This is a genomic window from Streptomyces sp. NPDC048192, from assembly GCF_043202415.1.
Taxonomy (GTDB): Bacteria; Actinomycetota; Actinomycetes; order Streptomycetales; family Streptomycetaceae; genus Streptomyces.
Genome location: NZ_JBIDAL010000024.1, coordinates 104,883 through 131,777, shown reverse-complemented (window position 1 = coordinate 131,777; position 26,895 = coordinate 104,883). Strand labels below are relative to the sequence as shown.

23 protein-coding genes and 1 pseudogene are annotated in these 26,895 nt (G+C 72.4%); 5 read left to right on the top strand and 19 right to left on the bottom strand.

The window, feature by feature from the left end:
* From ACGFZN_RS36850 to ureA, 7 genes and pseudogenes are all read right to left on the bottom strand, one after another.
* Positions 1-173 (bottom strand): annotated as a pseudogene (locus ACGFZN_RS36850) (citramalate synthase); the annotation flags it as partial.
* A 285-nt stretch (positions 174-458) separates the two neighbouring features.
* Positions 459-1,760: an MFS transporter gene (locus ACGFZN_RS36845; RefSeq protein WP_393862831.1), complete on the bottom strand. Its 1,302-nt coding sequence runs from the start codon at positions 1,758-1,760 to the stop codon at positions 459-461.
* A 64-nt stretch (positions 1,761-1,824) separates the two neighbouring features.
* On the bottom strand, positions 1,825-2,481 hold the full coding sequence (locus tag ACGFZN_RS36840) for a hypothetical protein (RefSeq protein ID WP_393862830.1): 657 nt from the start codon (positions 2,479-2,481) through the stop codon (positions 1,825-1,827).
* Entirely contained in the window at positions 2,478-3,080 is a 603-nt protein-coding gene (locus tag ACGFZN_RS36835) for a TetR/AcrR family transcriptional regulator (RefSeq protein ID WP_393862829.1), read from the bottom strand. The genes ACGFZN_RS36840 and ACGFZN_RS36835 overlap by 4 nt, the downstream gene beginning before the upstream one ends.
* A gap of 17 nt (positions 3,081-3,097) precedes the next feature.
* Positions 3,098-4,135, bottom strand: coding sequence for an agmatine/peptidylarginine deiminase (locus ACGFZN_RS36830; protein ID WP_393862828.1), 1,038 nt, complete (start codon positions 4,133-4,135; stop codon positions 3,098-3,100).
* Positions 4,136-4,143: 8 nt separating this feature from the next.
* Entirely contained in the window at positions 4,144-5,868 is a 1,725-nt protein-coding gene (locus ACGFZN_RS36825; RefSeq protein WP_393862827.1) for an urease subunit alpha, read from the bottom strand.
* Complete coding sequence (gene ureA / locus ACGFZN_RS36820) at positions 5,865-6,560, bottom strand: urease subunit gamma (protein ID WP_393862826.1); 696 nt, start codon at positions 6,558-6,560, stop codon at positions 5,865-5,867. Before ureA ends, ACGFZN_RS36825 begins: the two co-directional genes overlap by 4 nt.
* Before the next feature lie 170 nt (positions 6,561-6,730).
* Between ureA and ACGFZN_RS36815 the strand changes: the two genes are divergently transcribed.
* Positions 6,731-8,158 carry a cytosine permease gene (locus ACGFZN_RS36815; RefSeq protein WP_393862825.1) on the top strand — a complete coding sequence of 476 codons (1,428 nt, stop codon included), beginning with the start codon at positions 6,731-6,733 and terminating at the stop codon, positions 8,156-8,158.
* A 219-nt stretch (positions 8,159-8,377) separates the two neighbouring features.
* Here ACGFZN_RS36815 and ACGFZN_RS36810 read toward each other — a convergent pair whose 3' ends face one another.
* The 5 genes from ACGFZN_RS36810 to ACGFZN_RS36790 form a co-directional block, all read right to left on the bottom strand.
* Positions 8,378-9,697: a KamA family radical SAM protein gene (locus tag ACGFZN_RS36810; RefSeq protein ID WP_393862824.1), complete on the bottom strand. Its 1,320-nt coding sequence runs from the start codon at positions 9,695-9,697 to the stop codon at positions 8,378-8,380.
* Between the two features lie 14 nt (positions 9,698-9,711).
* Positions 9,712-10,782, bottom strand: coding sequence for a hypothetical protein (locus tag ACGFZN_RS36805; RefSeq protein WP_393862823.1), 1,071 nt, complete (start codon positions 10,780-10,782; stop codon positions 9,712-9,714).
* Between the two features lie 151 nt (positions 10,783-10,933).
* On the bottom strand, positions 10,934-12,022 hold the full coding sequence (locus ACGFZN_RS36800) for a branched-chain amino acid aminotransferase (RefSeq protein WP_393862822.1): 1,089 nt from the start codon (positions 12,020-12,022) through the stop codon (positions 10,934-10,936).
* A gap of 248 nt (positions 12,023-12,270) precedes the next feature.
* Positions 12,271-13,314, bottom strand: a complete 1,044-nt coding sequence (locus tag ACGFZN_RS36795) for a 3-isopropylmalate dehydrogenase (RefSeq protein WP_330337645.1) — start codon at positions 13,312-13,314, stop codon at positions 12,271-12,273.
* Between the two features lie 81 nt (positions 13,315-13,395).
* A complete protein-coding gene (locus tag ACGFZN_RS36790) occupies positions 13,396-13,527 on the bottom strand; it encodes a hypothetical protein (RefSeq protein ID WP_015493350.1) in 132 nt (43 codons plus the stop codon).
* A 365-nt stretch (positions 13,528-13,892) separates the two neighbouring features.
* On the opposite strand from ACGFZN_RS36790, the gene ACGFZN_RS36785 reads away from it, so the two are divergent.
* Entirely contained in the window at positions 13,893-14,138 is a 246-nt protein-coding gene (locus tag ACGFZN_RS36785; RefSeq protein ID WP_393862821.1) for a hypothetical protein, read from the top strand.
* 56 nt (positions 14,139-14,194) lie between these two features.
* On the opposite strand, the gene ACGFZN_RS36780 is transcribed toward ACGFZN_RS36785, so the two are convergent.
* The 3 genes from ACGFZN_RS36780 to ACGFZN_RS36770 form a co-directional block, all read right to left on the bottom strand.
* On the bottom strand, positions 14,195-14,734 hold the full coding sequence (locus tag ACGFZN_RS36780; protein ID WP_393862820.1) for a GNAT family N-acetyltransferase: 540 nt from the start codon (positions 14,732-14,734) through the stop codon (positions 14,195-14,197).
* A gap of 110 nt (positions 14,735-14,844) precedes the next feature.
* Positions 14,845-16,476: an L-glutamate gamma-semialdehyde dehydrogenase gene (pruA, locus tag ACGFZN_RS36775; protein ID WP_393862819.1), complete on the bottom strand. Its 1,632-nt coding sequence runs from the start codon at positions 16,474-16,476 to the stop codon at positions 14,845-14,847.
* Positions 16,477-16,528: 52 nt separating this feature from the next.
* Positions 16,529-17,455: a proline dehydrogenase family protein gene (locus ACGFZN_RS36770; protein WP_393862818.1), complete on the bottom strand. Its 927-nt coding sequence runs from the start codon at positions 17,453-17,455 to the stop codon at positions 16,529-16,531.
* A gap of 164 nt (positions 17,456-17,619) precedes the next feature.
* On the opposite strand from ACGFZN_RS36770, the gene ACGFZN_RS36765 reads away from it, so the two are divergent.
* Positions 17,620-18,948 carry a PucR family transcriptional regulator gene (locus ACGFZN_RS36765; protein ID WP_393862817.1) on the top strand — a complete coding sequence of 443 codons (1,329 nt, stop codon included), beginning with the start codon at positions 17,620-17,622 and terminating at the stop codon, positions 18,946-18,948.
* Positions 18,949-18,964: 16 nt separating this feature from the next.
* Here the strand turns inward: ACGFZN_RS36765 and ACGFZN_RS36760 are convergent, their stop codons facing one another.
* Positions 18,965-20,371, bottom strand: coding sequence for a PLP-dependent aminotransferase family protein (locus ACGFZN_RS36760; RefSeq protein WP_393862816.1), 1,407 nt, complete (start codon positions 20,369-20,371; stop codon positions 18,965-18,967).
* Positions 20,372-20,418: 47 nt separating this feature from the next.
* Here ACGFZN_RS36760 and ACGFZN_RS36755 point away from each other — a divergent pair, with 47 nt between their 5' ends.
* A complete protein-coding gene (locus tag ACGFZN_RS36755; protein ID WP_393862815.1) occupies positions 20,419-21,768 on the top strand; it encodes an MFS transporter in 1,350 nt (449 codons plus the stop codon).
* A 6-nt stretch (positions 21,769-21,774) separates the two neighbouring features.
* On the opposite strand, the gene ACGFZN_RS36750 is transcribed toward ACGFZN_RS36755, so the two are convergent.
* Positions 21,775-22,359 (bottom strand): TetR/AcrR family transcriptional regulator, encoded by a 585-nt coding sequence (locus ACGFZN_RS36750; RefSeq protein WP_393862814.1) that lies wholly within the window; start codon positions 22,357-22,359, stop codon positions 21,775-21,777.
* A 96-nt stretch (positions 22,360-22,455) separates the two neighbouring features.
* Here ACGFZN_RS36750 and ACGFZN_RS36745 point away from each other — a divergent pair, with 96 nt between their 5' ends.
* Positions 22,456-23,991, top strand: a complete 1,536-nt coding sequence (locus ACGFZN_RS36745; RefSeq protein ID WP_393862813.1) for an MFS transporter — start codon at positions 22,456-22,458, stop codon at positions 23,989-23,991.
* Between the two features lie 66 nt (positions 23,992-24,057).
* On the opposite strand, the gene serA is transcribed toward ACGFZN_RS36745, so the two are convergent.
* Complete coding sequence (gene serA, locus ACGFZN_RS36740; RefSeq protein WP_393862812.1) at positions 24,058-25,647, bottom strand: phosphoglycerate dehydrogenase; 1,590 nt, start codon at positions 25,645-25,647, stop codon at positions 24,058-24,060.
* Between the two features lie 242 nt (positions 25,648-25,889).
* Positions 25,890-26,888, bottom strand: a complete 999-nt coding sequence (gene ilvC, locus ACGFZN_RS36735) for a ketol-acid reductoisomerase (RefSeq protein ID WP_361982280.1) — start codon at positions 26,886-26,888, stop codon at positions 25,890-25,892.
* Positions 26,889-26,895 lie beyond the last annotated feature (7 nt).

The window sequence follows — 26,895 nt, the reverse complement described above, 5'->3', positions numbered from 1 at the left end:
GCGCCGGGCCAGCCGCCCTCGATGAAGCCGACGCCGAAGTCGTCCAGGTGCCGTGCGATGGCGAGCTTGTCCGCGACGGTGAGGTTGATGCCCTCACGCTGCGCCCCGTCGCGCAGCGTCGTGTCGAAGACGTGGAACGAGTCGTCGAGCTCGCTGGTTGCCGTCTCGGTCATGGTCTCAAGGCTCCTGTTGTGGATCTTCGGTCTTACCGGAATGACCGGCTCCACCGTCCCCCTATGGTCCCTCGCGCACCGCCTCCGGCCGTGGGTGGGGCCGGAAAACGAAAAAACCCCTCGCGGGTGCGAGAGGTCTGCGCGCGGGTCGAGGACGACGGTGGCCACCCGCACCTGGTCGTACGAGGTGGTCACTGCGGACCGGCGCGCCTGCTGCCAATAATCATGGCGAACGAGAGCACGGGGGCAGTCTGGCACAGTCCCGCCCCCGGCTCGCCGTCCGTCTCAGGATGCGGTCGTCAGACTGGAATCCGTACGGTCCCTCACCCGGGCGAGATCCAGGTCCCTGGTCTCCCGCATGGCGACGTACACCACCAGCGACACGGCCGCGCAGCCCGCCACGTACCAGTAGAAGCCGGACTCGATTCCGGCGTTCTTGAACCACAGGGCGATGTACTCCGCCGTGCCGCCGAACAGGGCGTTGGCCAGGGCGTACGGCAGGGCCACGCCGAGGGCGCGGACGCCGGTCGGGAACAGCTCGGCCTTCACACAGGCGTTGATCGAGGTGTAGCCGGTGACGACGACCAGCGCGAGCAGGGCGAGCCCCAGGGCCGGCCAGTAGCCGCCGGCGTGCCGCAGCAGCGTCATGATCGGCACGGTCAGGACGGTGGAGCCGACCGCGAAGGTGATGAGCAGCGGGCGGCGGCCGATCCGGTCGGACAGGGCGCCCGCGAGGGGCTGGAGGGCGGCGAAGACGATCAGCGCGGTGAAGGAGACCAGCGTGGCCGTCTGCTTGGACAGGCCCGCCGAGTTCGACAGGTACTTGGTCAGATAGGTGGTGTACGTGTAGTAGGCGACCGTGCCGCCCATGGTGAGGGCCATGACCAGGAGCGCCTCCCGGCGGTGCTGCCACAGGGCGCGCAGGGTGCCGCGCTCCTCGGTGCGGGAGGTGTCCTCCTCGTACACCTCGGTCTCCAGCATGCTGCGCCGCAGATAGAAGACGACGGCCGCGCCGAGCGCGCCGACGACGAACGGGATCCGCCAGCCGTAGCTGTGCAGGGCGCCGTCCGACATGGTCCGCTGGAGGACGATCTGCAGTCCGAGGCCGACGATCTGTCCGGCGGTCATGGAGACGTACTGGAAGCTGGAGGCGAAGCCGCGCCGTCTCGGGTCCGAGGCCTCGGTCAGATAGGTGGCGCTGGCCGCGTACTCGCCGCCCACGGACAGGCCTTGCAGCAGGCGGGCGGCGAGCAGGACGAGGGCGCCGCCGTAGCCGGCCACCGCGTAGGTGGGGGCGACGGCGATCAGGATCGCCGACGCCGACATCAGCGTCACGGTCAGCGTCAGCGCCGCCTTGCGGCCCCTGCGGTCCCCGACCCGGCCCAGCAGCCAGCCGCCCACGGGGCGCATGAAGAAGCCGACGGCGAAGATGCCGGCGGTGTTCATCAGCTGGGCGGTGGGGTTCCCCTGCGGGAAGAACGCGCCGGCGAAGTAGGTGGCGAAGCTCGCGTACACGAACCAGTCGAACCACTCGACCATGTTCCCCGCCGAACCGACCCAGATCCTCTTCCAGTGTTGTGGTCCCATGGGCCGGTACATGCCCGCCCGCGGAGGAAACGATTCCTTTACCCTCCCCGGCTCTCGGCCCGCGCTACCCGCCTCCGCGCAGCCCCCAGTCGTCGAGCCCGGAGTAGACCACCGCGACGCGCCCGCGGGGGAAGCCGAGTGTCTCCGCCTCCCCCGTGTACACCGCCACCAGCGAGTCCGCGCTCCGCCACCAGGTGTCCGCCAGCCCCCGCACCTCGGCCACCGGCTCGTAGCCGTCCCGCTCGACGGCGTCGACGTCGTCGCCGGTGAGCGTGGTGATCCTCCGCGCCCACTGGGACGCGTGATAAGCCAGCGCCACTGACTCCACCCAGCCCTCGACGGTCGCGTGCAGGGGCGCCCACCGGTCCGCGTGGATGCCGAACTCGCCCGCCGGCCCGATCAGGAACGAGTAGGGCACGGCGGTCCGTTGCGTCCCCGCCTCGAACCGCCAGCCCTCGGCGTCCGACCCCTCCGGCGCGTCCGGATCGAGGCAGCGGGGCCCTCCGTCGTACCGCGGCGCGGGCGGCAGGAGCAGACCGCCCCAGCGCTGCTGGTAGGCCGCCATGCGGTCGATCACCGCGGCGGGCACGTCCCGCTCCAGCCACCACCGCCGGTGCCTTTCGACCGGCCGCACGTCGACCCTGGCGCCGTGCGTGGCGACGAACGTCCGCGCTCGCCGCGTCAGGCCGTCGGGCGCGTCGCGCAGGAGGCCGGCTCTCACGGCAGCAGCGCCTCGTCGACGAACTCGCGGACGTGCGCGAGCACGTGCTCCCGGTCGGTGCCGCGCAGCCCGATGGCGACGTGGATGGAGAACCCGTCGAGCAGCGCGCGCAGCCTCGTCGCGAACCGGTCCGCGTCGACCTGGCGGAACTCGCCGCGCGAGATCCCCTCGGCGATCAGGGCGACCAGGTCGCGGTGCCAGGCGCCCTCGATGGCCACCTGGCGGGCGCGTGCGTCGTCGTCGGCGTTCTGCGAGCGGTTCCAGACCTCCAGCCACAGGGTCCAGTGCGGGTCGCGGTGGCCGTCGGGGACGTACAGGTCGACGTAGGCGGCGAGGCGCTCACGGGCGGTGCCGGGGCCGGTGAGCAGCCGGCCCCGCTCCGCGCCGAGCCGGCCCTCGCTCCACTCCAGGGTCCGCAGCAGCAGCTCGTCCTTGGAGCGGAAGTAGTACAGGAGGTGGCCGCTGCTCATGCCGACCTCGCGGCCGAGCGCCGCCATGGTGAGCTTCTCCAGACCGCGGTCGGCGATCATGTCCATGGCGGCCGCGAGGACCTCCTCGCGCGGCGGCGCGTTCCTCCGCGCCCGTGCCGCACCGGCCATCGATGTCTCCTACGCGCTCAGACCTTCGGCTGCTGCTGGGTGATGCAGTGGATGCCGCCCCCACCCGCGAAGATCGTACGCGCGTCCACCAGGGTCACCGTCCGCTCGGGGAAGAGACGGCGGAAGATCCCGGCGGCGATCTCGTCGCGCGGGTCGTCGAAGCCGCACAGCACGACGCCGCCGTTGCACAGGTAGTGGTTGATGTAGGAGTAGTCGGCCCAGTGGCCGTCGGCCTCCAGCACGGTCGGGGCGGGGACCTCCACGACCTCCACGGCGCGGCCCCGGGCGTCGGTCTGGGAGCGCAGGATGCCGATGACCTCCCGGGTGACCTCGTGGTCGGGGTGGGCCGGGTCCGGCTGGGAGTGCGCCACCACGACGCCCGGCCGGGCGAAGGCGGCCACGATGTCGACGTGGCCGAGGGTGCCGAAGCCGTAGGGGGGATAGTCGCAGGTCAGGCCGCGCGGCAGCCAGATCGCCTTGCTCGTGCCGAGCTGGGCGTGGATCTCGGCCTCGACCTCCTCCTTCGACCAGTGCGGGTTGCGCTCGGGGCCGAGTTGCACGGTCTCGGTGAGCAGCACGGTGCCCTCGCCGTCGACGTGGATCGCGCCGCCCTCGTTGACCAGTGCGCTGCTGTAGCTCTTCGCGCCCGCGAGGTCGGAGACATACGCGGCGATCTTGGCGTCGTGCTCCCAGCGGGCCCAGTTCTGGGCGCCCCACCCGTTGAACGTCCAGTCCACGGCGGCCAGTTCACCTCTGCCGTTGGTGAGGAAGGTGGGGCCGATGTCCCGCATCCAGGCGTCGTCCAGCTCCCGCTCGACGGTGTCGACGTCCGGGCCGAGCAGCGCCCGCGCCTCGGCGGACCGGCCGGGGCCGCAGACCACGGTCACCGGTTCGAAGCGGCGGATCGCGCGGGCCACGGCCGCCCAGGCCTTCCGGGAGGCGGCGAGGTCGTCCGGGTCGTCGAAGGTGGGGTTGGGTTCCGGCCACGCCATCCAGGTGCGCTCGTGCGGGGTCCACTCGGCGGGCATGCGGAAGCCGTCGGCGGCAGCAGACATGGTGATCCTCACAGGAAGTACAGGCGGTTGAGGGAGACGGAGTCGGCGGGCTCGGAGCTGAGCGGTTCGCCGTCGAGCGTGACCAGCCCGGTGCGCCGGTCGACGTCGACGGCGCCGAGGCGGGAGTTCAGCCGCAGGTCGGCCGGTCCGATGCCGCGGGTGCCGCGCACGGCGACCCTTCTGCGGCGCGTCGGCATCGTGTCGCCTCCCTGGTCGGCGGCGGCCCGGGCGACGAAGGCGACCGAGATGTCGGCGGCCGTGGCGCCGTACGCGCCGAACTGCGCTCCCAGCACGAGGGGTTCGCAGGTGTCGGTGGCCGCGTTGGGGTCGCCGGTCACGCCGTACGCCGGGAAGCCGGACTTCAGCACCAGCTGCGGCTTGGCGCCGAAGTACTCCGGGCGCCACAGCACGATGTCCGCGAGCTTGCCGACCTCCAGCGAGCCGACCTCGTGCGAGAGGCCGTGCGCGATGGCCGGGTTGATGGTCAGCTTGGCCATGTAGCGCAGCACGCGCGCGTTGTCGTCGCCGTCGCCGTCGCCCTCCAGGGGCCCCAGCTCGGCCTTCATCTTGCCGGCCATGGCGAAGGTGCGGCGCACGGTCTCGCCGGCCCGGCCCATGCCCTGGGCGTCGGAGGAGGTGATGCCGATCGCGCCCAGGTCGTGCAGCACGTCCTCGGCGCCCATGGTGCCGGCGCGGATGCGGTCGCGGGCCATGGCGGCGTCGCCGGGCAGGTCGGGCTTGAGGTCGTGGACGGAGACGATCATGCCGTAGTGCTCGGCGACCGCGTCCCGGCCGAAGGGCAGGGTGGGGTTGGTGGAGGAGCCGATGACGTTGGGGACGCCGGCCATCTTCAGCACGTTGGGGACGTGTCCGCCGCCGCAGCCCTCGATGTGGAAGGCGTGGATGGTCCGGCCCTCCAGCACCCTGAGGGTGTCCTCCACGGACAGGCACTCGTTCAGCCCGTCGCTGTGCAGGGCGACCTGGACGTCGTGCTCCTCGGCGACCCGCAGGGCGGTGTCCAGCGCCCGGGTGTGGGCGCCCATGTCCTCGTGCACCTTGAACCCGCAGGCGCCGCCCTCGGCCAGCGCCTCGATCAGCGGTGCGTCATGGGACGACGAACCCCGGCCCAGGAAGCCGATGTTGACCGGCCAGGCGTCGAAGGCGCCGAAGGCGTGGCGCAGCGCCCAGGGGGAGTTGACGCCGACGCCCCAGACCGGGCCGAACTCCTGCCCGATGATCGTGGTGACGCCGGAGGCGAGGGAGGCCTCCATGATCCGCGGCGACAGCAGGTGGACATGCGTGTCGACGGCCCCGGCGGTGGCGATCAGCCCCTCGCCGGAGACGATGGAGGTGCCGGTGCCCACGACGACGTCGACGCCGTCGAGCGTGTCGGGATTGCCCGCGCGGCCGATGGCGTGGATGCGGCCTTCCCGGATGCCGATGGAGACCTTCCGGATGCCCTGCACGGCGTCGATCACCACCACGTTGCTGATGACGACGTCGCAGGTCTCGCGGACGGCGGCGGCCTTCAGGTGCAGTCCGTCGCGGGCGGTCTTGCCGAAGCCGGCCAGGAACTCGTCGCCGTGACGCTGGGAGTCGGACTCCACCCGTACGGTGAGCCCGGAGTCGCCGAGGCGGATGCGGTCGCCGGCGCGGGGGCCGTGGGTGGCGGCGTAGGCGTGCGGGTCGATGTGGACCGCCCGGCTCACCTCGCGTCCCTTCGAGCGGCTCATCGCTCCTGCTCTCCTTCCGTGACACCGAGGTATCCGCAGGCGGCGGCCCGGCGCAGGGCCTCCTGCTTGGCGCCGGGCGCGTCCAGCGGCCCGTCGACCAGTCCGGCGAAGCCGATCGCGATCCGCTCGCCGCCGATGGGCACGAGACCGACCTCCTCGCTCTCCCCCGGCCCGAACCGCACGGACGACCCGGCGGGCACCGCCAGCCGCATCCCGTAGGCGGCGGCGCGGTCGAAGTCGAGGCGCGGGTTGGCCTCGAAGAAGTGGAAGTGGGAGGTGACGGAGACCGGCACGGTCGCGGTGTTGGTGACCGTGAGCCGCAGCGCCGGCTCGGGGTCGGCGTGCTGGGGCCCGGGCAGCAGCGCGCCCGGGGCGTCCTCGCCGAGGCCGCCGCCGATGGGGTCGGAGACCACCGCGAGCCGGGAGCCGTCGTCGAAGACCGCCTCGACCATCACCTCGGTGACGACGTCGGCGACGCCCGGCAGCACGTCGTCGGGGCCGAGCACGGACCGGGCCGCCTCGATGGCCTCGGCGAGCCGTCTGCCGTCGCGCGCCGCCTCGCACACGGTGTCCGCGATCAGCGCGGTCGCCTCCGGCACGTTCAGCCTCAGCCCGCGGGCCCGGCGGGCACGGGCCAGCTCGGCGGCCCCGAAGAGCAGCAGCCGGTCGCGTTCCGTGGGGGTCAGTCTCACGAGGCGGCACCTCCTTGCCTTCCATACTTTAGAACGACACTCTAAACGTCGAATTCGTGAAACAGAAGCATTGACCGGAGACGAGGCCTCACGTCACATTGAACGTCGCTCAAACCGATCGCTCAGACCGATCGCTCAGACCGACCGGCAGCCGTCGAAGGGGACCAGCCATGCCGATAGAACAGCGCGGAGTCGACACCATCCCGGACGAGGAGCGGACCAGCGGCCCGCGCGACCTCGTCTCGATCCTGCTCGGCTCCAACCTCTGCCTCGGGGTGATCATCTTCGGCTGGCTGCCGCCGTCCTTCGGGCTCGGCTGGTGGGCGTCGGTGAGCGCGATCGTCGCGGGCACGGTGGTCGGCACGGCGGTCACGGCCCCGCTCGCCCTGATCTCGCTGCGCACCGCGACCAACCTCTCCACCTCCTCCGGCGCCCAGTTCGGGGTCCGGGGCCGGCTGGTCGGCTCGGTCGTCGGCCTGCTGCTCGCCCTCGGCTACACCGCGCTGACGGTCTGGATCGGCGGCGACGTGATGGTGAGCGTGCTGGGCCGGCTGTTCGGGCTGCCCGCGGACGGGGTGGCGTACGCCGTCGTGTACGCGCTGCTCGCGGCGGCGACCGTCGCGGGCGCGGTGTACGGCTACCGGGTGCTGCTGAGCATGTCGAAGGTGCTGTCCATCGGCATGACCGTCCTGCTGGCGCTCGGCGTCCTCGCCTACGCCCCGCACTTCACCACCGCCGCGCTGCCGCAGACGGGCGGCTATCTGCTGGGCTCCTTCTGGCCGACCTGGTTCCTGTCGGCGGTGGCCGCCGGCCTGTCCGGCCCGATCGCCTTCATCACCCTGCTCGGCGACTACACCCGCTACATCTCCCCCGCCCGGCACTCCGACCGCCGTGTGCTGCGGGCGACCTGGGCGGGGCTGATCCTGGGGCTGCTGGTGCCGCAGCTGTTCGGCACGTTCACGGCGTACGGCGCCCGCGCGGCCCTCGACTACGCCGGTCCGCTGGTGCAGGCCTCCCCCGCCTGGTACCTGGTCCCGCTGCTGCTGTCCGCCTCGGCCGGGTCGGTCGGCAACGCCGGTCTGATGCTGTACTCCATGGGCCTGGACCTGGACGCGATCCTGCCGAAGGCCTCCCGCGCCCGCGCCACCCACACGGTCGCGATCGTCGCCACCGCCTGCGTGTTCGCCGGCCACTACGCCTGGAACGCCCAGTCCGCGATGACGTCGTTCGTGCTCCTGCTCACCGCCATCGGCACCCCGTGGGCCGTCATCACCCTCATCGGCTTCGCCCGCTGCCGCGGGGTGTACGACGCCGACGCCCTCCAGGTCTTCAACCGCCGCTCCCGGGGCGGGATCTACTGGTACCGGGCCGGCTGGAACGTGCGCGCCACCGCCTCCTGGGCCGTCGGCGCCGGAGTGGGCCTGCTCGCGGTCTCCCTGCCGTCGTACCAGGGCCCACTGCTGCACCTGACCGGCGGAGTGGACTGCAGCTTCCTGCTGTCGGGCGCGGCAGGCGGCCTGGTCTACCTCCTCCTCACCACCGTCCCGGCCCCGGCCCAGCCGGAGCAGGAACCGGTCGGCGCGGAGAGCGGGCGCTAGGTCACTTCAGGTCCGCAGCAGCCCCACACTCGCAAAGCTGCTCAGCGTCACGCCCATGGCAGCGACGAAAGTCGCAGCCGCGGCCGGGACCGCGTCAGTCGGCCGGTCGTGCCGGTCCGGACGATCACGGCGAGCAGCGCGGCAACGAGCGAGAGCAGCACCGCGACGGTCAGGGCCAGACCGGCCACCGCGCCCGTCGGCTGCGACTGAGGGCAGCATTCACCCCACCTCCAGCCCCGGCAGGAACCGCTGTGCTCCGAATGCCGGTTTCAGGTCGGTGAACCAGGTCGCTCCCTCGTCGTACGCGGCGAAGAAGGGCCGGTCGACCAGGGCGGGGTCGCGGGCCTGGATGAGGTGGAGCACGAAGACCTTCTCGCCCGCGACCTCGGCGACGCCGTCCACGCAGACCTTGCCCGGCATCGCGGACATCACCGGCCCGCGCACCGTGCGGGCGAGCCCGGAGACCCGGGCGTGGGCGTCCCGGAAGATCGCGTGGCCGCGGGCCAGCGGCACCGCGAAGTAGCCCTGCGGGCCGGTGTCCCGCTCCACGAACTGGTAGTACGGCACCGCCCCCAGCGTCGTCGTCTCCTCCCACAGCTCGGCCCACACCTCGGCGCTGTCGTTGATCCCGGCCACCAGCGGCCCCTGGCAGCGGATCACCGCGCCGGTGTCCCGCACCCGGCGCATCGCCTCCCGCACCACCGCCGGGCGCAGTTCCCGCGGATGGGTGAAGTGGGCCATGAGCGCCAGATGGCGGCCGCTCGCCACCACCTTCTCGAAGAGCCGCAGCAGGTCGTCGGCGTCCCGGTCGGTGAGGAAACGGTACGGCCAGAAGGCCAGGGCCTTGGTGCCGATCCGCACCGAGCGGACGGTGTCGATCTCCAGCAGCGGCTCCACGTAGCGGCGCAGCACCTCGGTGCTCATCACCAGCGGGTCGCCGCCGGTGACGAGCGTGCTGCTCACCTCGGGGTGGGCGCGCAGATAGGCGCTGGTGGCGGCGATGTCGTCGGTGGCGATGCGCAGCTCGGACTCGCCGACGAACTGCGGCCAGCGGAAGCAGTACGTGCAGTAGGCGTGGCAGGTCTGGCCCTGCCGCGGGAAGATCAGCACCGTCTCGGGGTACTTGTGCTGAAGCCCCGTCAGGCGCCGGCCCCGGTGCACGGGGACGTTGGCGTCGAGCTGGCCGGAGGGGTGCGGATTGAGCCGCATCCGGATCTCGTGCGCGGCCCGCCGTACCTCGGCCTGGGGCGCGTCCCGCGTCAGCAGGTCCGCCATCCGGCGCAGGTCGTGCGCGGGCAGCATGCCGCTCTGCGGGAACGTCAGCCGGAAGACCGGGTCGTCGGGGACGGCCGACCAGTCGATCAGCTCGTCCACCACGTAGGAGTTGGTGCGGAACGGCATGACCGCGGACACGGCCCGCAGGGCGAGCCGTTCGGCGGGTGTCAGGGACACCCGGTCCAGCAGGCCGTCCAGGTCACGGGGGGTGAAGGCGCGGAACCGGGGGTTCGCGTGCGGAGCGGGGTGGTGCGCTGAACTCATGTGTGCCAGGGCCTCTATTCCGTGACCAGGACCGGCGGCCGCAACTCCACGAAGGCGGCCGCCGACGCATCGTACTTCTCCGCGAATTTCTGGAGCAGCGACGCGTGCAAGGGACTTTCGTCGTCGACCACGATCAGCTCGTGGCCGCCCCGCACGGTGAAGGCGTCGCTGTGCGCGGAGAGTTGGTCGAGGCGGTGCCGGGCCAGGTACGACACCAGGTCGGACCCGGCGACGTACAGCCGTTCCTCGACGGACACGAACGGGCAGCGGAACTCCCTGCGGCCGTCGGTGGCATCGACCAGGGTGAGCGGCAGCCGGGTGAAGTGCTCCATGGGCTTGCTCTGCCCCCACAGCTCGTCGAAGCGCTGCTCCACGAAGGTGCCGAGCGGGGAGCGGACGGCGACCTCCAGCTGGACGCCCTCGCCGGAGAGCCGGCCCACCGTCAGGAAGGAGACCAGGCAGCGCTCGTCCCAGCGGTAGAGGGTGACGCCGGGGGACGTCTGGCACAGGCGGACCTCGAGCAGGGCCCGGGAGCCGTCGTCCAGGCAGCGCGCGAAGCGGTCCAGGGTGCGCAGGTTGCGCATGATGTCGCGGCGGATGTCGTCGCTCTGCTCGCCGAGTTCCCGGCCGCGCAGGATGACGGCGAGCGAGTCGGGGTCCAGCAGCAGGATCTGCACCCGGGCGCCGCGCGCGGTGGCCGTCTTGACACCGCGGAACAGGCGCTCGGAGAACTGCGGTCCGAACAGGTTGGAGAAGGTGTCGAGCACCTTCACGCACGCCGTCGCGCCGTGCACCTGGGAGGCGAACCACTCGTAGTCGAGCCGGGTGTGCTCACGGACCCGGCCCTCCTGGGCACGGGAGATCAGCGGGCCGATCACGAAGACGGTGATGACCACGCCGAGGAGGTCGGTGCCCAGGTTGAGGGCGAGGTTCTGCTCGTAGGCGTCCATGGCGGAGGCCCGCCACAGCAGCAGGGCGGCACAGCCGGCCAGCGCGAGCAGCGCGGTCAGGCTCTGCGGGCGGCGCGGGGTGCGCAGCGCGCGCCATAACCAGCGCAGCCGTGGTATCGGCGACCATGCGTTCACCTGCGGTGCCTCCCCCGTCCCCCGTGCGCACCGGGGCACGCGCCCCCCGCGGGATGAGTGGATACCCACGCGCCCCGCGCTCCAACCGCACCCTTGTTCCCGTGCCCCGGCGGGAGCGGGGGTGCGGTGGGAGTACGGGCGGGTCCGCAGGTCAGCCGATGCGGTGCATCCAGCCGTGCTTGTCCTCGGCCACACCGCGCTGGATGCCGAGAAGGGCCTCGCGCAGCCGGAGGGTGACCTCGCCGGGGGTGCCGTCGCCGTGGGTCCACTGGTCGGTCTTGGTCTTGACGTGGCCGATCGGCGTGACCACCGCGGCCGTGCCGCAGGCGAAGACCTCGGTGAGGGCGCCGGAGGCCGCGTCCGCGCGCCACTGCTCCAGCGTGATCACGCCCTCCTCGGCGGTGTAGCCGAGGTCCCGGGCGACCTGGAGCAGGGAGTCGCGGGTGATGCCCTCCAGGATCGAGCCGGTCAGGGCGGGGGTGACGATCCGGTCGCCGTAGACGAAGGCGACGTTCATGCTGCCGCTCTCCTCGACCTTGGTGCGGGTGACCGCGTCGAGGTAGACGACCTGGTCGCAGCCGTGCGCGGCGGCCTCGGCCTGCGGCAGCAGGGACGCCGCGTAGTTGCCGCCGGTCTTGGCGTCGCCGGTGCCGCCGGGCACGGCGCGGACGTGGTCCTCGGAGACCCAGATGGTGACCGGCTTGACGCCGCCGGCGAAGTAGGAGCCGGAGGGCGAGGCGATGAGCATGAACAGGTACTCGTTCGCCGGGTGCACGCCGAGCGCGGCCTCGGTGGCGAACATGAACGGGCGCAGGTACAGCGACTGCTCGCCGCCGTGCGGCGGGACCCAGTCGGCGTCCTGGGTGAGCAGCGCGTCCAGCGCCGCGATGAACAGCTCCTCGGGCAGCTCGGCCATGGCCATGCGGCGGGCGGAGTTGCGGAAGCGGCGGGCGTTCGCCTCGGGGCGGAACAGCGCGATCGAGCCGTCGGGCTGGCGGTAGGCCTTGAGGCCCTCGAAGATCTCCTGGCCGTAGTGCAGGACGTGGGTGGACGGGTCGAGGGAGATCGGGCCGTACGGGACGAGCTGGGCGTCGTGCCAGCCGCGGCCCTCGGTCCACCTGATCGTCACCATGTGGTCGGTGAAGTGGCGGCCGAACCCGGGGTCGGCCAGGATCGCCTCGCGCTCGGCGGCGGCGAGAGGGCTGGCGGAGGGCTTGAGCTCGATCGTGGGCGTCGTCATGAGTGGTTGTCCTTCACCGGTTGTAGTGACGGGCCGCGCTCACGCCCGCCATCGGCCTGGTCAGACCGGTGTTAGGACGTCCGAGCTTTCCCTCATACCGCGGCTCCGCGTTCGATTATCGCGCGGGGCCGGCGGCGGAAGGAACGGGGGTGAAAGCGGCCCGGGGGTCGATGGTGGCACCCGGCGGGGACAGGGGAAAGCCGCCGGGCGGTCGTCCGACCCGGCGGCTTCTCGTGCGGAGCGCCGGGTCAGCCGGCTACTCGGGTGGCGAGCGCGTCGCCGATCTCGGAGGTGCTGCGGGCGCCCAGCGAGGCGCGCTCGGTGAGGTCCGCGGCGACCGCGGCGTCGACGCGGTCGGCCTCGGCGTCGTACCCGAGGTGGCGCAGCAGCAGGGCGACGGACAGGACCGTGGCGGTGGGGTCGGCCTTGCCCTGGCCGGCGATGTCCGGCGCGGAACCGTGGACCGGCTCGAACATCGAGGGGAACTCGCGGGAGGGGTTGATGTTGCCGCTCGCCGCGACGCCGATGCCGCCGGAGACGGCCGCGGCGAGGTCGGTGATGATGTCGCCGAAGAGGTTGTCGGTGACGATGACGTCGAACCGGGCCGGGTCGGTGACCAGGTAGATGGTGGCCGCGTCGACGTGCACGTAGTCGGTGGTGACCTCGGGGAACTCCTCGGCCACCTTGTTGAAGATGTTCGTCCACAGGTGACCGGCGAAGGTCAGCACGTTGTTCTTGTGGACCAGGGTGAGCTTCTTGCGCGGGCGGGCCTGGGCGCGGGCGAAGGCGTCGCGGACCACGCGCTCGACACCGAAGGCCGTGTTGACGGAGACCTCGGTGGCGACCTCGTGCTCGGTGCCCTTGCGGATGGTGCCGCCGTTGCCGGTGTAGGGGCCCTCGGTGCCCTCGCGGACGACGACGAAGTCGATCTCGGGCTGGCCGGCGAGCGGGGTGGCGACGCCGGGGAGCAGCTTGCTCGGCCGCAGGTTGACGTGGTGGTCGAAGGCGAAGCGGAGCTTGAGCAGGAAGCCGCGCTCCAGGACGCCGGACGGCACCGACGGGTCGCCGATGGCGCCGAGCAGGATCGCGTCGTGCTGCTTCAGCTGCTCCAGGTCGGCGTCGGTGAGGGTCTCACCGGTGGCGTGGTAGCGCCTGGCGCCGAAGTCGTACTCCTTGGTCTCCAGCTTCACATCCTGCGGCAGGACGGCGGAGAGGACCTTGAGACCCTCGGACACGACTTCCTGTCCGATGCCGTCCCCGGGAATCACTGCGAGATCGATGCTGCGAGACATGCGGGCACCCTACTCCTCGTCCCAGGTGATGACACGCTCCGTCCACCATGTGGACGAGCACGGACGGCACCGGACGTGGGCTCAGTGTCCGGTCTCGCCGCCGTTGTCGCGGCGGTCGAGGGCGCGCTGGAGGGCGGCGGCGGCGTTCTTGCGGTCGGACTCACTCGTGCGGGACACGTGGCGGACTCGGCGGCGGACGGTCGTCTCGGCCATGGGAATTCACTCCTTCGGCGAACGGAGCACGGCAATGAGGGGTTACGAGACGCCGGGGGCGGGGAGCTCACGGGCCGCAGGGGTTGCCTGCATCGGTGCCCGGCTCACGACCACCATTCGCTGGATCGAGCGAGACGTTCGGCTCCTACAAACGTAAGGGAGCGGCCCCGTTCTGTCTGCACAATTACTCGGACTTCCTACTATCTGAGACGGCGACCGGCGCCACACCGCCGTGACCTGGTCTTTCGTGCGTCCGGGTGACACCGCGCCGAGCGCGCGCAGGGTACGGATCGGGGCCGGTACGGGGCGGTGGCGGCCAGGCGGCTCCCCCATCACTCCGGCATGCCCTGACGGCGTATCCGGGCGTGCCGGGCGACACGGGCCTGACCGCGTGCGTCACCCTGACCCGGATCGCCCGGTTGCGCGAGGGCGAGGACGTGTTCGTCTCCGGAGCGGCGGGCGGCGCCGGCACCGCGGCCGGCCGTTTCGCCCGGCTGCCAGGCGCGGCGATCGGCGCGCTGCGCGAGCGGGGCCGGGTGGCGCGGGTCGGCACGAGCAGCCAGTACGACGCCTCGGACGCCGCGCCGGTCTCGTGGAGGCGTTCCTGCTGATGCCGTGCGGCGGCAACGCCGGTGAGATCCGGTACGGGCGGCTGGCTGACGCCTCGTCAGGCGACGTCTCCGTCCCGCCAGTCGAGGACCAGCTCGCCGGGCGGGTCGAGGGGGCCGGCCAGCGCGGGCCGCAGAAACACGTCTCCCTCCTCGTCCGGCAGCCGCACGATCCCGTCCGGGGAGAGGGCGTGCACCCGGCCGGGCCACCGCTGCCAGCCCCGGGCGGTGTAGAGCCGGGCCCCGTCCTCGCTCGCGGAGAGCGCACCGAGGCCGTACGCCCGGTCGATGATCCGCTCCAGCTCGCCCATCACCCGCCCACCGAGCCCGGTGCGCCGCGCGTCCGGCCGTACGGCGACGGCCTCGACGTACCCGGTGCGCAGCCAGCGCCCCCGGTGCCGGACGCGCCGCATCACCACCGACCCGTGCGCGGCGAGCCCGCTGCCGTCGTGGACGAGCACATGCGTCCCGCCGAGCCCGTGGTCCCAGTCGTCGCCGGAGAAGTCCCCGCCGAACGACTCGTCCAGCAGGGCGCGGACGGCGTCGAGTTCGCCGGGTTCGAGGCAGGCGGTGTGGGCGAGGCGCAGTCGGACCGTCATGTGGCCCACTGTCCCGCGGCCGGCGCCGGGTGGCCGGCGGTTCATGGAAACGGGCCGGGAAGCCTGCTCGGTGTCAGGCTTCCCGGCCCGTGTTCGGGGAGGGCCGAGGGTCAGCCCATGTGCGGGTAGGTGTAGTCGGTCGGCGGGACCAGGGTCTCCTTGATGGCCCGGGTCAGGGTCCAGCGCAGCAGGTTCTGCGGGGCGCCGGCCTTGTCGTTGGTGCCGGAGGCGCGGCCGCCGCCGAAGGGCTGCTGGCCGACGACGGCGCCGGTCGACTTGTCGTTGATGTAGAAGTTGCCCGCCGCGTAGCGGAGCTTCTCCATCGTGTACGCCGCCGCGGCGCGGTCGTTGGCGACGACCGACCCGGTGAGCGCGTAGTCGGACACCGACTCCATCTGGGTCAGCATCTCGTCGTACTTGTCGTCCTCGTAGACGTACACGCCGAGGATCGGGCCGAAGTACTCGGTGCGGAAGATCTCGTTCTCCGGGTCGGTGGAGACGATCACCGTCGGGCGGACGAAGTAGCCGACCGAGTCGTCGTAGCTGCCGCCCGCGATGATCTCGCAGGCCGGGTCGGACTTCGCGCGGTCGATCGCGGCCTTGTTCTTCTCGAACGCGCGGTCGTCGATCACGGCGCCGATGAAGTTCGACAGGTCGGTGACGTCACCCATGGTGATCCCGTCGACCTCGGCGGCGAACTCCTCCTTGAAGCCGCTGTTCCAGATCGACGCCGGGATGTACGCCCGGGAGGTCGCGCTGCACTTCTGGCCCTGGTACTCGAAGGCGCCGCGGGTCAGGGCGGTCTTCAGCACCGCGCGGTCGGCGCTCGGGTGGGCGACCAGGAAGTCCTTGCCGCCGGTCTCGCCGACGAGCCGCGGGTAGGAGCGGTACTTCTCGATGTTGTTGCCGACCGTCTTCCACAGGTACTGGAAGGTCCTGGTCGAGCCGGTGAAGTGGATGCCCGCGAGGTCCCGGTGCTCCAGGGCGACCTTGGAGACCTCGATGCCGTCGCCGGTGACGAGGTTGATGACGCCCTTGGGCAGCCCGGCCTCCTCCAGCAGCTGCATCAGCAGCACGGCGGCGTGGGTCTGCGTCGGGGACGGCTTCCACACGACGACGTTGCCCATCAGCGCGGGCGCGGTCGGCAGGTTGCCCGCGATGGCGCTGAAGTTGAACGGCGTGATCGCGTAGACGAAGCCCTCGAGCGGGCGGTGGTCGAGGCGGTTCCACACGCCCGGGGAGTTCGCCGGCGGCTGCTCGGCGAGGATCTGGCGGGCGTAGTGGACGTTGAAGCGCCAGAAGTCGACCAGCTCGCAGGGCGTGTCGATCTCCGCCTGCTGGGCGGTCTTCGACTGGCCGAGCATGGTGGAGGCGGCGAGCGTCTCGCGCCAGGGGCCGGCGAGCAGCTCGGCCGCGCGCAGGATGATCGCGGCGCGGTCGTCGAAGGACATCGCGCGCCAGGCCGGGGCGGCGGCGAGCGCCGCGTCGATGGCGTCCCGCGCGTCCTGCTGGGTGGCGTGCCGGCCGGTGCCGATGACGGCCTTGTGGTTGTGCGGCTGGACCACCTGGAAGGGCTCGCCACCGCCCATCCGCTTCTCGCCGCCGATGGTCATCGGCAGGTCGATCGGGTTCTCGGCCAGCTCCTTGAGCCTGGCCTCCAGCCGGGCGCGCTCGGGCGAACCGGGGGCGTAGCCGTGCACCGGCTCGTTGACCGGGGCGGGGACCTGGGTCACAGCGTCCATGAGATCCGTAACTCCTTGTGCGTGAGCGGGTGGTGGGGCGCGTTGCCGGGGTTCAGCCCTTGCTGACCATCGAGCGGAGGAAGAACCGGAGGTTGGCCGGCTTCTCGGCGAGCCTGCGCATGAAGTAGCCGTACCAGTCGGTGCCGTAGGCGGTGTAGACGCGCATGCGGTGGCCCTCGGCGGCCAGCCGCAGGTGTTCCTCGCCGCGGATGCCGTACAGCATCTGGAACTCGTACTCGGCCGGCTTGCGGCCGGCCCGGTGGGCCAGCTCCTGGGCGATGGCGATGAGGCGCGGGTCGTGGGACCCGATCATCGGGTAGCCCTCGCCCTCCATCAGGATCCGCAGGACGCGGACGTACGCCTTGTCGATCTCGTGCTTCTGCTGGTACGCGACCTCGGCGGGCTCCTTGTAGGCGCCCTTCACCAGGCGGACGCGGCTGCCGGCGGCGGCGAGCCGGCGGGCGTCGGCCTCGGTGCGGAAGAGGTAGGCCTGGATGACGCAGCCCGTCTTCGGGAAGTCCTTCCGCAGCTCCTCGTGGATGGCGAACATCGAGTCGAGGGTGGTGTGGTCCTCGGCGTCCAGCGTCACGGTCGTACCGATGGCGGCCGCGGCCTCGACGACCGGGCGGACGTTGGCGAGGGCCAGCTCGTGGCCACCGGGGAGCGCCTGGCCGAACATGGACAGCTTCACCGACATCTCGACCTTCTCGCCGAGCTCGAGCTCCTTGAGGTGGTCGATCAGCGCCAGGTAGGCGTCGCGGGCGGCGGTGGCCTGCTCGGGGGTGGTGATGTCCTCGCCGACGACGTCCATCGTCAGCTCCAGGCCCTTGCCCGTGAGGTCCTTGATGATCGGCACGATGTCGTCGACGGTCTCACCGGGGATGAAGCGGTCGACGACCTGCTTGGTCACCGGTGCCGCCGAGATCAGGCGTCGCATCCGGTCGCTGCGCGACGCGGCGAGAATCACGGGACCCAGCACGGGGCACCTCCACAGACAAGCACCAAATTAGCCATTGCCCGACGATTCGGGTACGGCACGGAGAACCACCGTGAAACCTAGGGATCTCTTCGATCCTGGGCCATCGACAGCTGTCACGCATCCGTGCACGGGATCTCAGACAGATGTATGAAGGCCGCCGGAAAATGAGGGAGAATGGCCGGGTGGCGGCGGATTTCAAGGGCCTAAAGGGCGGCGACTACCAGGAGCTGGTCGACGAGATCTCCGAGCTGCTGGGCGTCCCGGCGACCCTGGAGAACCGTGACTTCGAGCTGATCGCCTTCGGCGCGTACGACAGCGACGACGAGCTGGATCCCTCCGCGCTGGACCCGGTGCGCACCCGCTCGATCCTGACCCGGCGCTCCACCGCGACCGTGCGCGCGTGGTTCGAGGGCTTCGGCATCACCCGCGCGACCGGCCCGGTGCGGATCCCGCCGAGCCCGGAGGCCGGGGTCTACCGCGGCCGGATCTGCCTGCCGGTACGCCATCGGGGTGTCGTCCTCGGTTACGTCTGGCTGCTGGAGGGCGACCCCGGGCCGACGGACGCCCAGCTGACCGCCGCGATGGCGGTGGCCGGCCGGATCGGCGCGCTGCTCGCGGACGAGGCGGAGGCCGGGGCCGGGCTGAGCCGGGAGCTGCGGGCGGTGCTCACCGCCGAGCGCGGCTGGCAGCAGGACATGGCGGTGGCCGAGCTGCGCACCGCGCTCGGCCCCCGCGCCGACGGCCCCGTCACCCTGGTGTGCGTCGCGCCCTGGCCGTCGGCCGATCCCGACGACGCCCCCGCGGCCCGGACGATCCCGCACGCCACGGCGCTGTGCACGCTGCCCTGGGGGGCGGCGGCGCAGAGTCTGGCGTTGCTGGTGCGCCTGCGGGCCACGGACGTGAGCGCCCCCGCGACGGCGGCGGCCACGCGGCTGCTGAAGGAGGCCGAAGCGGTGCGCGGCGTTCCGGGGAGCGCGGGAGGCGCGCCGGACGGCGCCGCGCGCGGAGCCGGGGCCCGCGCGGCCGCGGCGGCCGCCGCGGGACTCGCCGGGGCGGCGGTGGTCCGGCAGGCCGCAGCCCCCCGGTGCGCCGCCGGGGTCGGCGAACCCCGCGTCGGGCTGGCCGAGTTGGGGGCGGTCTGGCAGGAGGCCGCCGCCGCGACGCGCGCCGCGCTGGCCGAGCCCCGGTTCGGGCCGGTCGCCCAGTGGGCGCGCATCGGGCCGTACCGGCTGCTGACCGCGCTGCCGGCGCAGGCCGCGCACGATCCCGTGGTCGGCCCGCTGCTCGTCCCCGCCCATCGCGAACTGGCCCGCACCGCCGAGGTCTTCCTCGACTGCGCGGGCCAGGCCGGCCGCACCGCCGCCGAACTCGGCATCCATCGCCAGACCCTGTACTACCGCCTGTCCCGCGTCGAGCAGCTGACCGGCCTGGACCTGGACGACGGCGAGGACCGGCTCCTGTTGCACATGGCCCTGAAGCGGGCCCGGCTGTAGCCGCGCCGGGCGGACTTCAGCCGAGCAGGTCTCCGACCACGGCGATCCCCTCGGCGATCGCCCGCTCGGGCACGTTGCCGAAGCCGAGGACCAGCCGAGGCGGCTCGGTGGCGCGGGAGGCACGGTTCGCGCTCATGCCGTACAGACCGACGCGGCGGGCGCGCGCCGCCGCGATCACCGTCTCTTCGTCGGCCCCGGCGGGAAGGTGGGCCACCGCGTGGAATCCCGCCGCGAGGCCGGTCAGGCGCACCGTCGGTGCGTGCTCGGCGAGGGCGGCGCGCAGCGCCCTGCAGCGGGCCGCGTACAGGGGGCGCATCCGGCGCAGATGACGGTCGTGGCGGCCGGACTCGATCAGCAGGGCGAGGGCCAGCTGGTCGAGCGTGGGGGTGCCGCGGTCGGCGATCCGCTTCAGCTCGGCGAGCCGGCCGGTGAGCGCGGGCGGGGACAGCAGCCAGCCTATCCGCAGGGCGGGGGCGAGGGACTTGCTGACCGTGCCGATCGACACGACCCGGTCGGCCGCGAGGCCCTGGAGTGCGCCCACCGGTTCGCGGTCGTAGCGGAACTCGGCGTCGTAGTCGTCCTCGACGACGTACGCGTCGCGGTGCCGCGCCCAGGCGAGCAGCGCGTGCCGCCGTTCCGGGGCGAGGAGGACCCCGGTGGGCCACTGGTGGGCCGGGGTGACGATCACCGCGCGGGCGTCGGTCGCCGCCAGGGCCGCCACGTCGACGCCGTGCGCGTCGACCGGCACGGGGACCGGGGTGAGGCCGGCCGCGCGGATGGCCGCGGTCGCGGTGGCAGGGCTGCCGGGGTCCTCGTGGGCGACGGTGCGCACGCCCGCGCCGGCCAGGGCCTGGAGGGTGAGCGCGAGCCCCTGGGCGTAGCCGGAGCAGACGAGGGTGTGGTCCGGGTCGGCGGCGGCCGCGCGGATCCGGCGCAGGTAGGCGGCGACGACCGTGCGCAGCTCCCGGCTGCCGAGCGGGTCGCCGTAGTCCAGGCCGGCGGTCGGCATCCGGCGGGCCGCCTCCCGGAGCGCCCACAGCCAGTCGTCGCGGGGAAAGGAGGCGAGGTCGGGTACGCCGTGCCGGAAGTCGGCGATCAGGCGCGGCCGTTCGGGGATCGGCGACGGCGTCGGCGGGGCCGGGGCGGGGGGGCCGCAGGGGGCGACCCGGGTGGCCGAGCCGGCCCGGGTGACCAGGTAGCCCTCGGCCTGCAGCTGGGCGTAGCAGTCCTGGACCAGGCCGCGGGACAGGCCGAGTGAGCGGGCCAGTTCGCGGGAGGAGGGGAGGCGTTCGCCGGTGTGCAGGCGGCCGGTGCGGATCGCGTCGCGCAGTTGCCGCTCCAGCTGGACGCGCAGGTGCTCACCGCTGCTCCGGTCGACGGTCAGCAGCAACTCGGGGGACCGACCGGCCCACTGCACAGCCATGGAATTGGAGCTTACCGGGGGGCCGGTCGCCGCCTAGCGTCGGTGGCATGACGAACTCCCTGATGCGGACCGGGACTTGTCCCGCGCGGCCGCCCCTGCTGAACCGTGCCCTGCTGCTGCGGTTCGTGAGCATGGTGGGCGCCACGGTGAGCTTCTTCCTGCTGCTGTCTTCGGTGCCCTCGCACGCCGGCCGCGGCGGGGCGGGTCTCGCGACCGGCGCGATGATGCTGTCGACGGTGCTCGGCGAGCTGTCCGGACCCCGGATCCTGCGCCGATACGGCAACCGGGGCCCGCTGGCGGCCGGGCTCCTTCTGCTCGGTGCGCCCGCGCTGGCGCTGCCCCTCTGTCCCGGCCCCCTGTGGACCGCCGCCGTCTGCCTGGTGCGCGGTCTCGGTTTCGCCCTCACGCTGGTGGCCGGCGGCGCCCTGACCGCGGCCCTGATCCCGGCGCGGCGCAGGGCCGAGGGGCTCGCGCTCGTCGGCGTGGTCGGCGGGGTGCCGTCCCTCGTCGCCCTCCCGCTGGGCGTCTGGCTGACCGTCCACGTCGGGTACGCCCCGGTCACCACGGCCGCTGCCCTGGCGGCCCTGGCGACGATCCCGACGGTGCCGGCACTCAGGGAACCGGACACGGCGAAGAGCGGTCCACTCGGCGACGCGGCGGACGCCACCGGTGATCAGGGGCAAGTGGCCGACGGCGAGGGCAGATTCACGTCCGCGGAGGGGGAGGCGCACGGCGGCGCCGGGCACATCACCGACGACGGGAACGCGCTCGGCGGCGAGGCCCACGCAGCCGGCAGCGGGACGCGGGTCCGCGGCCGCGAGTCCGAGGCACTCGGTGTCTTCGAGGCCCTGGGTGCTGCCGGGCTGCGGCGGCCGACCGCGGTGTTCGCGGCCACCGCGCTCGCCGCCGGGATCCTGGTCACGTTTCTGCCGCTGGCGGTTCCGCGCGGGTCGGCCGGGGTCGCGACGGCGGCGCTGCTGGTGCAGAGCGGCGCCTCGACCGCGGCCCGCTGGGCGGCGGGGCGGTACGGCGACCGGCGGGGCTCCGCGCGGCTGGTCGTACCGGGTCTGCTGGTGTCGGCCGCGGGGATGGCGGCGCTCGCGGCGGCCGCCGGCCCGGTCGCCGTACTGGCGGGGGCGGCGGTCTTCGGCACCGGCTTCGGCATCGCCCAGAACGCGACTCTGGCCGTGATGTACAGCCGTGTCTCCCGCCCGTCGTACGGCACGGTCATCGCGCTGTGGAACCTCGCCTACGACGGCGGCATGGGCGTGGGCGCCGCCGGGTTCGGCCTCCTCACGGCGCGCACGGGGTATGCCCGGGGGTTCGCGCTGACCGCGGTGCTGATGCTGGCCGCGCTGGGGCCGGCGCTGCGCGACCGGCGCCCTGAGCAGCGCTGACGGCGGTCAGCTCGGGCGGACCGACGCGATCACCCGCCGCAGCCCCTCGGTGAGCTGCTCCGCGGTGGTCGCCGAGTCCGGGTCGAAGAGCCACTGGACCATGAGGCCGTTGAGCAGCGTCTGATAGAGGCGGCCCTCGGTGTCGACCGTCTCCTGGTCGAGGTCCGCCTCGGGGACTCCGCCGAACAGGGCGGCGAGTCCGGCCCGGCCCTCCTTCTGCGCGTCGGCCAGGAGCTTGCGCACCTGGTCCAGCCGCTCGTCCTGGAACATCAGCTCGAAGCTGAGCAGCCAGATCGGCCGTGATCCGGGCACCGTGCGGATGATGGTCGCCCACACCTCCTGGAAGCGCTCCAGCGATCCGGGGGGCTGCGTCACCTTTCCGCCGAGCCCGGGGTCGAACCGCTCCCCCACGCCCTCGATCAGCGAGATGTAGGCCTGCACCAGCAGCTCGGCCTTCGAGCCGTAGTGGTAGCCGATCGACGCCAGGTTGGTGCCCGACTCCTTGACGATGTCCCGCGCGGTCGTGCGCAGGAAGCCCTTCTGGAGCAGGCAGCGCTTGGCGCCCTCGAGCAGATCCTCACGGTGTCCCATGCGCTCACCCTACCGCCCGTCCATACAACCGTCCTAGACGCATGACTTATACAGTCGTTCTAGACAAGCGTTTAAGACGTCCGTACAGTCCTCGGCATGACGAACTCGACGAGCACGAACGCCCCGGTCGGCGCCGGCAGCGCCGCCCCCGCCCGCGCCGGGCGCCGCGAGTGGACCGCTCTCGGCGTGCTGATGCTCCCGCTCCTGCTGGTCTCGATGGACGTCTCCGTCCTGTACTTCGCCACCCCCGCGATCAGCGCGGACCTGCACCCGAGCGGCACCCAGCAGCTGTGGATCTTCGACATCTACGGCTTCGTCCTGGCCGGCCTGCTGATGACAACGGGCTCCCTCGGCGACCGCATAGGGCGCCGCAGGCTCCTGCTCATGGGCGCCGCGGCCTTCGGCGGCGCCTCGCTCCTCGCGGCCTACGCCGACAGCGCCGGAACCCTGATCGCGGCCCGCGCGGTCCTCGGCATCGGCGGCGCGACCCTGATGCCGTCCACGATGGCCCTGCTGCGCACGATGTTCACCGACCCCGCCCAGCGGGCGAAGGCGATCGGCCTGTGGTCCGGGGTGATGACCGGCGGCATCGCGCTCGGCTCGGTGATGAGCGGCATCCTCGTCGAGCACTTCTGGTGGGGCTCGGTGTTCCTGGTCAACCTGCCCGCGATGGCCCTGCTGCTGCTCCTCGGCCCGGTGCTGCTGCCGGAGTCCAGGGACCCGGGCCCCGGGCGTTTCGACTGGCTGAGCGTCCCGCTGTCGATGGCCGCCGTGCTCCCGGTGATCTACGGCCTGAAGGAGATCCCGTCCGAGGGCTGGCACCCGCTGTACGTCGTCTCCGTCACCGTCGGCCTGCTCTTCACCGGCCTGTTCGTCCAGCGGCAGCGCACGGCCGCCTCGCCGCTCATCCCGCCGGCCCTGCTGAGGGGCCGCGGCTTCACCCCGGCGCTGGTCCTGAACCTCATCGGCAGCCTCGGCATGATGGGTTCGGCCATCTTCACCACGCAGTACCTGCAGTCGGTCCTCGGCTACGGCCCGCTCGCGGCGGCCCTGTGGAGCCTGCTGCCGTCGGTGTTCATCGGCTTCGCCGGCCCGGTCACCGCACAGCTCGTCCAGCGGGGCGTCCACCGCGGACACGTCGTCGCCGGCGGCTTCGCGGCCATGGCGGCCGGTTACGCGATGCTCGCCCTCGTCGGCACCGACTCCCTGTGGCTCGCCCTGGCCGGGGCCGGCGTCCTCGCCTGCGGAGTCGTCGCGATCATGTCCCAGCTGACCGACCTGGCCATGAGCGGCGCGCCGGTGGAGCGGGCGGGCACCGCCTCCTCCCTGCTGGAGACCAGCGCCGAGTTCGGCGGGGCGCTCGGCATGGCGGTCCTCGGCTCGATCGGTACGGCGGTCTACCGCCACGAGATGCCGGCCGGCGCCCCGGCCGGGGCCCGCGAGACCCTGGGCGACGCCCTCGCCACGGCCGCCCACCTGCCCGGCCCGGCCGGTGCGTCCCTGCTCGCCAACGCCCGGGAGGCGTTCACCACCGGGATGCACGGCGCGGCGGTCGCCGGGGCGGTGCTGCTGGCCCTGGCGGCGGTGGGCGCGGCGGTGAGCCTTCGCGGGATCGGGGTCGGGGAGAAGTAGGGCGCGGAAGGACAGAACGCCGGGCGGGCTGACGAAGGTCAGCCCGCCCGGCGTTTCACAGCTGTGTCAGACGAGGTTCACCGACCGGGCCGACGTGGCGCCGATCTCGGAGGCGACCTCGGCCAGCACGCCGGGGGACACCGTGTCGTCGACGGTGAGCACGGCCAGCGCCTCGCCGCCCTGCGCGGCGCGGGCGACCTGCATGCCGGCGATGTTGATGCCCGCCTCGCCGAGGATGCGGCCGACGGTGCCGACGACACCGGGACGGTCCTCGTAGCGCAGCACCACCATGTGCTCGGCGAGCGCGAGGTCGACGTCGTAGTCGCCGACCGCGACGATCTTCTGCAGGTGCTTGGGGCCGGCCAGCGTGCCGGAGACCGACACCTCCTCGCCGTCGGCGAGCGTGCCGCGCACGGTGACCACGTTGCGGTGCTCGCTCGACTCGGAGCTGGTGGTCAGCCGCACCTCGACGCCGCGCTCCTGCGCGAACAGCGGCGCGTTGACGTAGGACACGGTCTCGTCGACGACGTCCTCGAAGACGCCCTTGAGCGCGGACAGCTCGAGCACCTTCACGTCGTGCTGGGTGATCTCGCCGTAGACCTCGACGTCGAGGCGGACGGCGACCTCACCGGCGAGCGCGGTGAAGATCCGGCCGAGGCGCTCGGCGAGCGGCAGACCCGGCTTGACGTCCTCGGCGATGACACCGCCCTGGACGTTCACCGCGTCCGGCACCAGCTCGCCGGCGAGGGCGAGGCGGACGGACTTGGCGACGGCGATGCCCGCCTTCTCCTGGGCCTCGTCGGTGGAGGCGCCCAGGTGCGGGGTGCACACGACCTGGTCCAGCTCGAACAGCGGGGAGTCGGTGCACGGCTCCTTGGCGTACACGTCGAGGCCGGCGCCGGCGACCCGGCCCTCCTTCAGCGCCGCGTACAGCGCCTCCTCGTCGACGATGCCGCCGCGCGCCGCGTTGACGATGCGCACGCTCGGCTTGACCTTGCGCAGCGCCTCGTCGCCGATCAGGCCGAGGGTCTCGGGGGTCTTGGGCAGGTGGACGGTGATGAAGTCGGAGACCTCCAGCAGCTCGTCCAGGGACAGCACCTTGACGCCCATCTGCGCGGCCCGCGCGGGCTGCACGTAGGGGTCGTAGGCGACGACCTTCATGCCGAAGGCGGACATGCGCTGGGCGACCAGGGCGCCGATGCGGCCGAGGCCGACGACGCCGAGGGTCTTCTCGGCCAGCTCCACGCCCGTGTACTTGCTGCGCTTCCACTCGCCGTTCTTCAGCGCGGCGTTGGCCTGCGGGATGTTGCGGGCGGAGGCGAGGATCAGACCGCAGGCCAGCTCGGCGGCGGTCACGATGTTGGAGGTCGGGGCGTTGACGACCATCACGCCGGCCTTGGTGGCGGCGGAGACGTCGACGTTGTCCAGGCCGACGCCGGCGCGGGCGACGACCTTGAGCTTCCTCGCCGCGGCGATGGCCTCGGCGTCGACCTTGGTGGCGGAGCGGATCAGGATCGCGTCGACGTCGGCGATGGCGGGGAGCAGTTCGGCTCGGTCCGCTCCGTTGCAGTGCCGGATCTCGAAGTCCGGGCCGAGTGCGTCCACGGTCGCGGGCGACAGCTCTTCAGCGATGAGTACGACGGGTTTCGAGCTCACGTGAGGTCCTCACAAGTCCAAAGCGGACGGCCGTCCCGACGGCCGCTGGCGGTGGAGGGGGGCTAGCCGCGGAAGACGCACGACGCTGTGGGCCTGACGCGTGTTATGTGCAGCAGTGTAGTGGCGTGGCGCAGGGCGTCTTGCGCCTCCACGGAAGGATCACCCGTCCGGGGCTGGACGGGCTGGACAACAGATGGACGACGGGGGCCGGAGCAGACTGCCCCGGCCCCCTGACGTGAGGCTTACGCCTCCTCGTTCACCCAGCTCATCAACTTGCGCAGCTGCTTGCCGGTGGTCTCCAGCAGGTGCTCGGAGTCCTGCTGCTTGTACTCGTTGTACTTCTTCAGACCGCCGTGGTACTCGTCCATCCACTGCTGCGCGAAGGAGCCGTCCTGGATCTCGGCGAGGACCTTCTTCATCTCGGCCTTGGTGGCGTCGGTGATGATGCGCGGACCGGTGACGTAGTCGCCCCACTCGGCGGTCTCGGAGATCGACCAGCGCATCTTCTCCAGGCCGCCCTCGTACATCAGGTCCACGATCAGCTTCAGCTCGTGCAGGCACTCGAAGTAGGCGATCTCCGGCTGGTAGCCGGCCTCGGTCAGCGTCTCGAAGCCCGCCTTGACCAGAGCCGCGGTGCCACCGCACAGCACGGCCTGCTCACCGAACAGGTCCGTCTCGGTCTCCTCGGTGAAGGTCGTCTTGATGACGCCCGCGCGGGTGCCGCCGATGCCCTTGGCGTACGACAGGGCCAGCGCGAACGCGTTGCCGGAGGCGTCCTGCTCCACGGCCGCGATGCACGGAACGCCGCGGCCCTCCTCGTACTGACGGCGCACCAGGTGGCCCGGGCCCTTGGGGGCGACCATGCACACGTCGACGCCGGCCGGGGGCTTGATGAAGCCGAAGCGGATGTTGAAGCCGTGGCCGAAGAACAGCGCGTCGCCGTCCTTCAGGTTCGGGGCGATGGACTCCTCGTAGACCTGGGCCTGGATCGGGTCCGGGACGAGGATCATGATGACGTCGGCCTCGGCGGCGGCCTCCGCCGGGGTGACCACGCGCAGGCCCTGCTCCTCGGCCTTGGCCTTGGACTTGGAGCCCTCGTGCAGACCGACACGCACGTCGACGCCGGAGTCGCGCAGCGACAGCGCGTGGGCGTGGCCCTGGCTGCCGTAGCCGATGACCGCGACCTTGCGGCCCTGGATGATGGACAGGTCGGCGTCAGCGTCGTAGAACAGCTCGGCCACTTTGGGT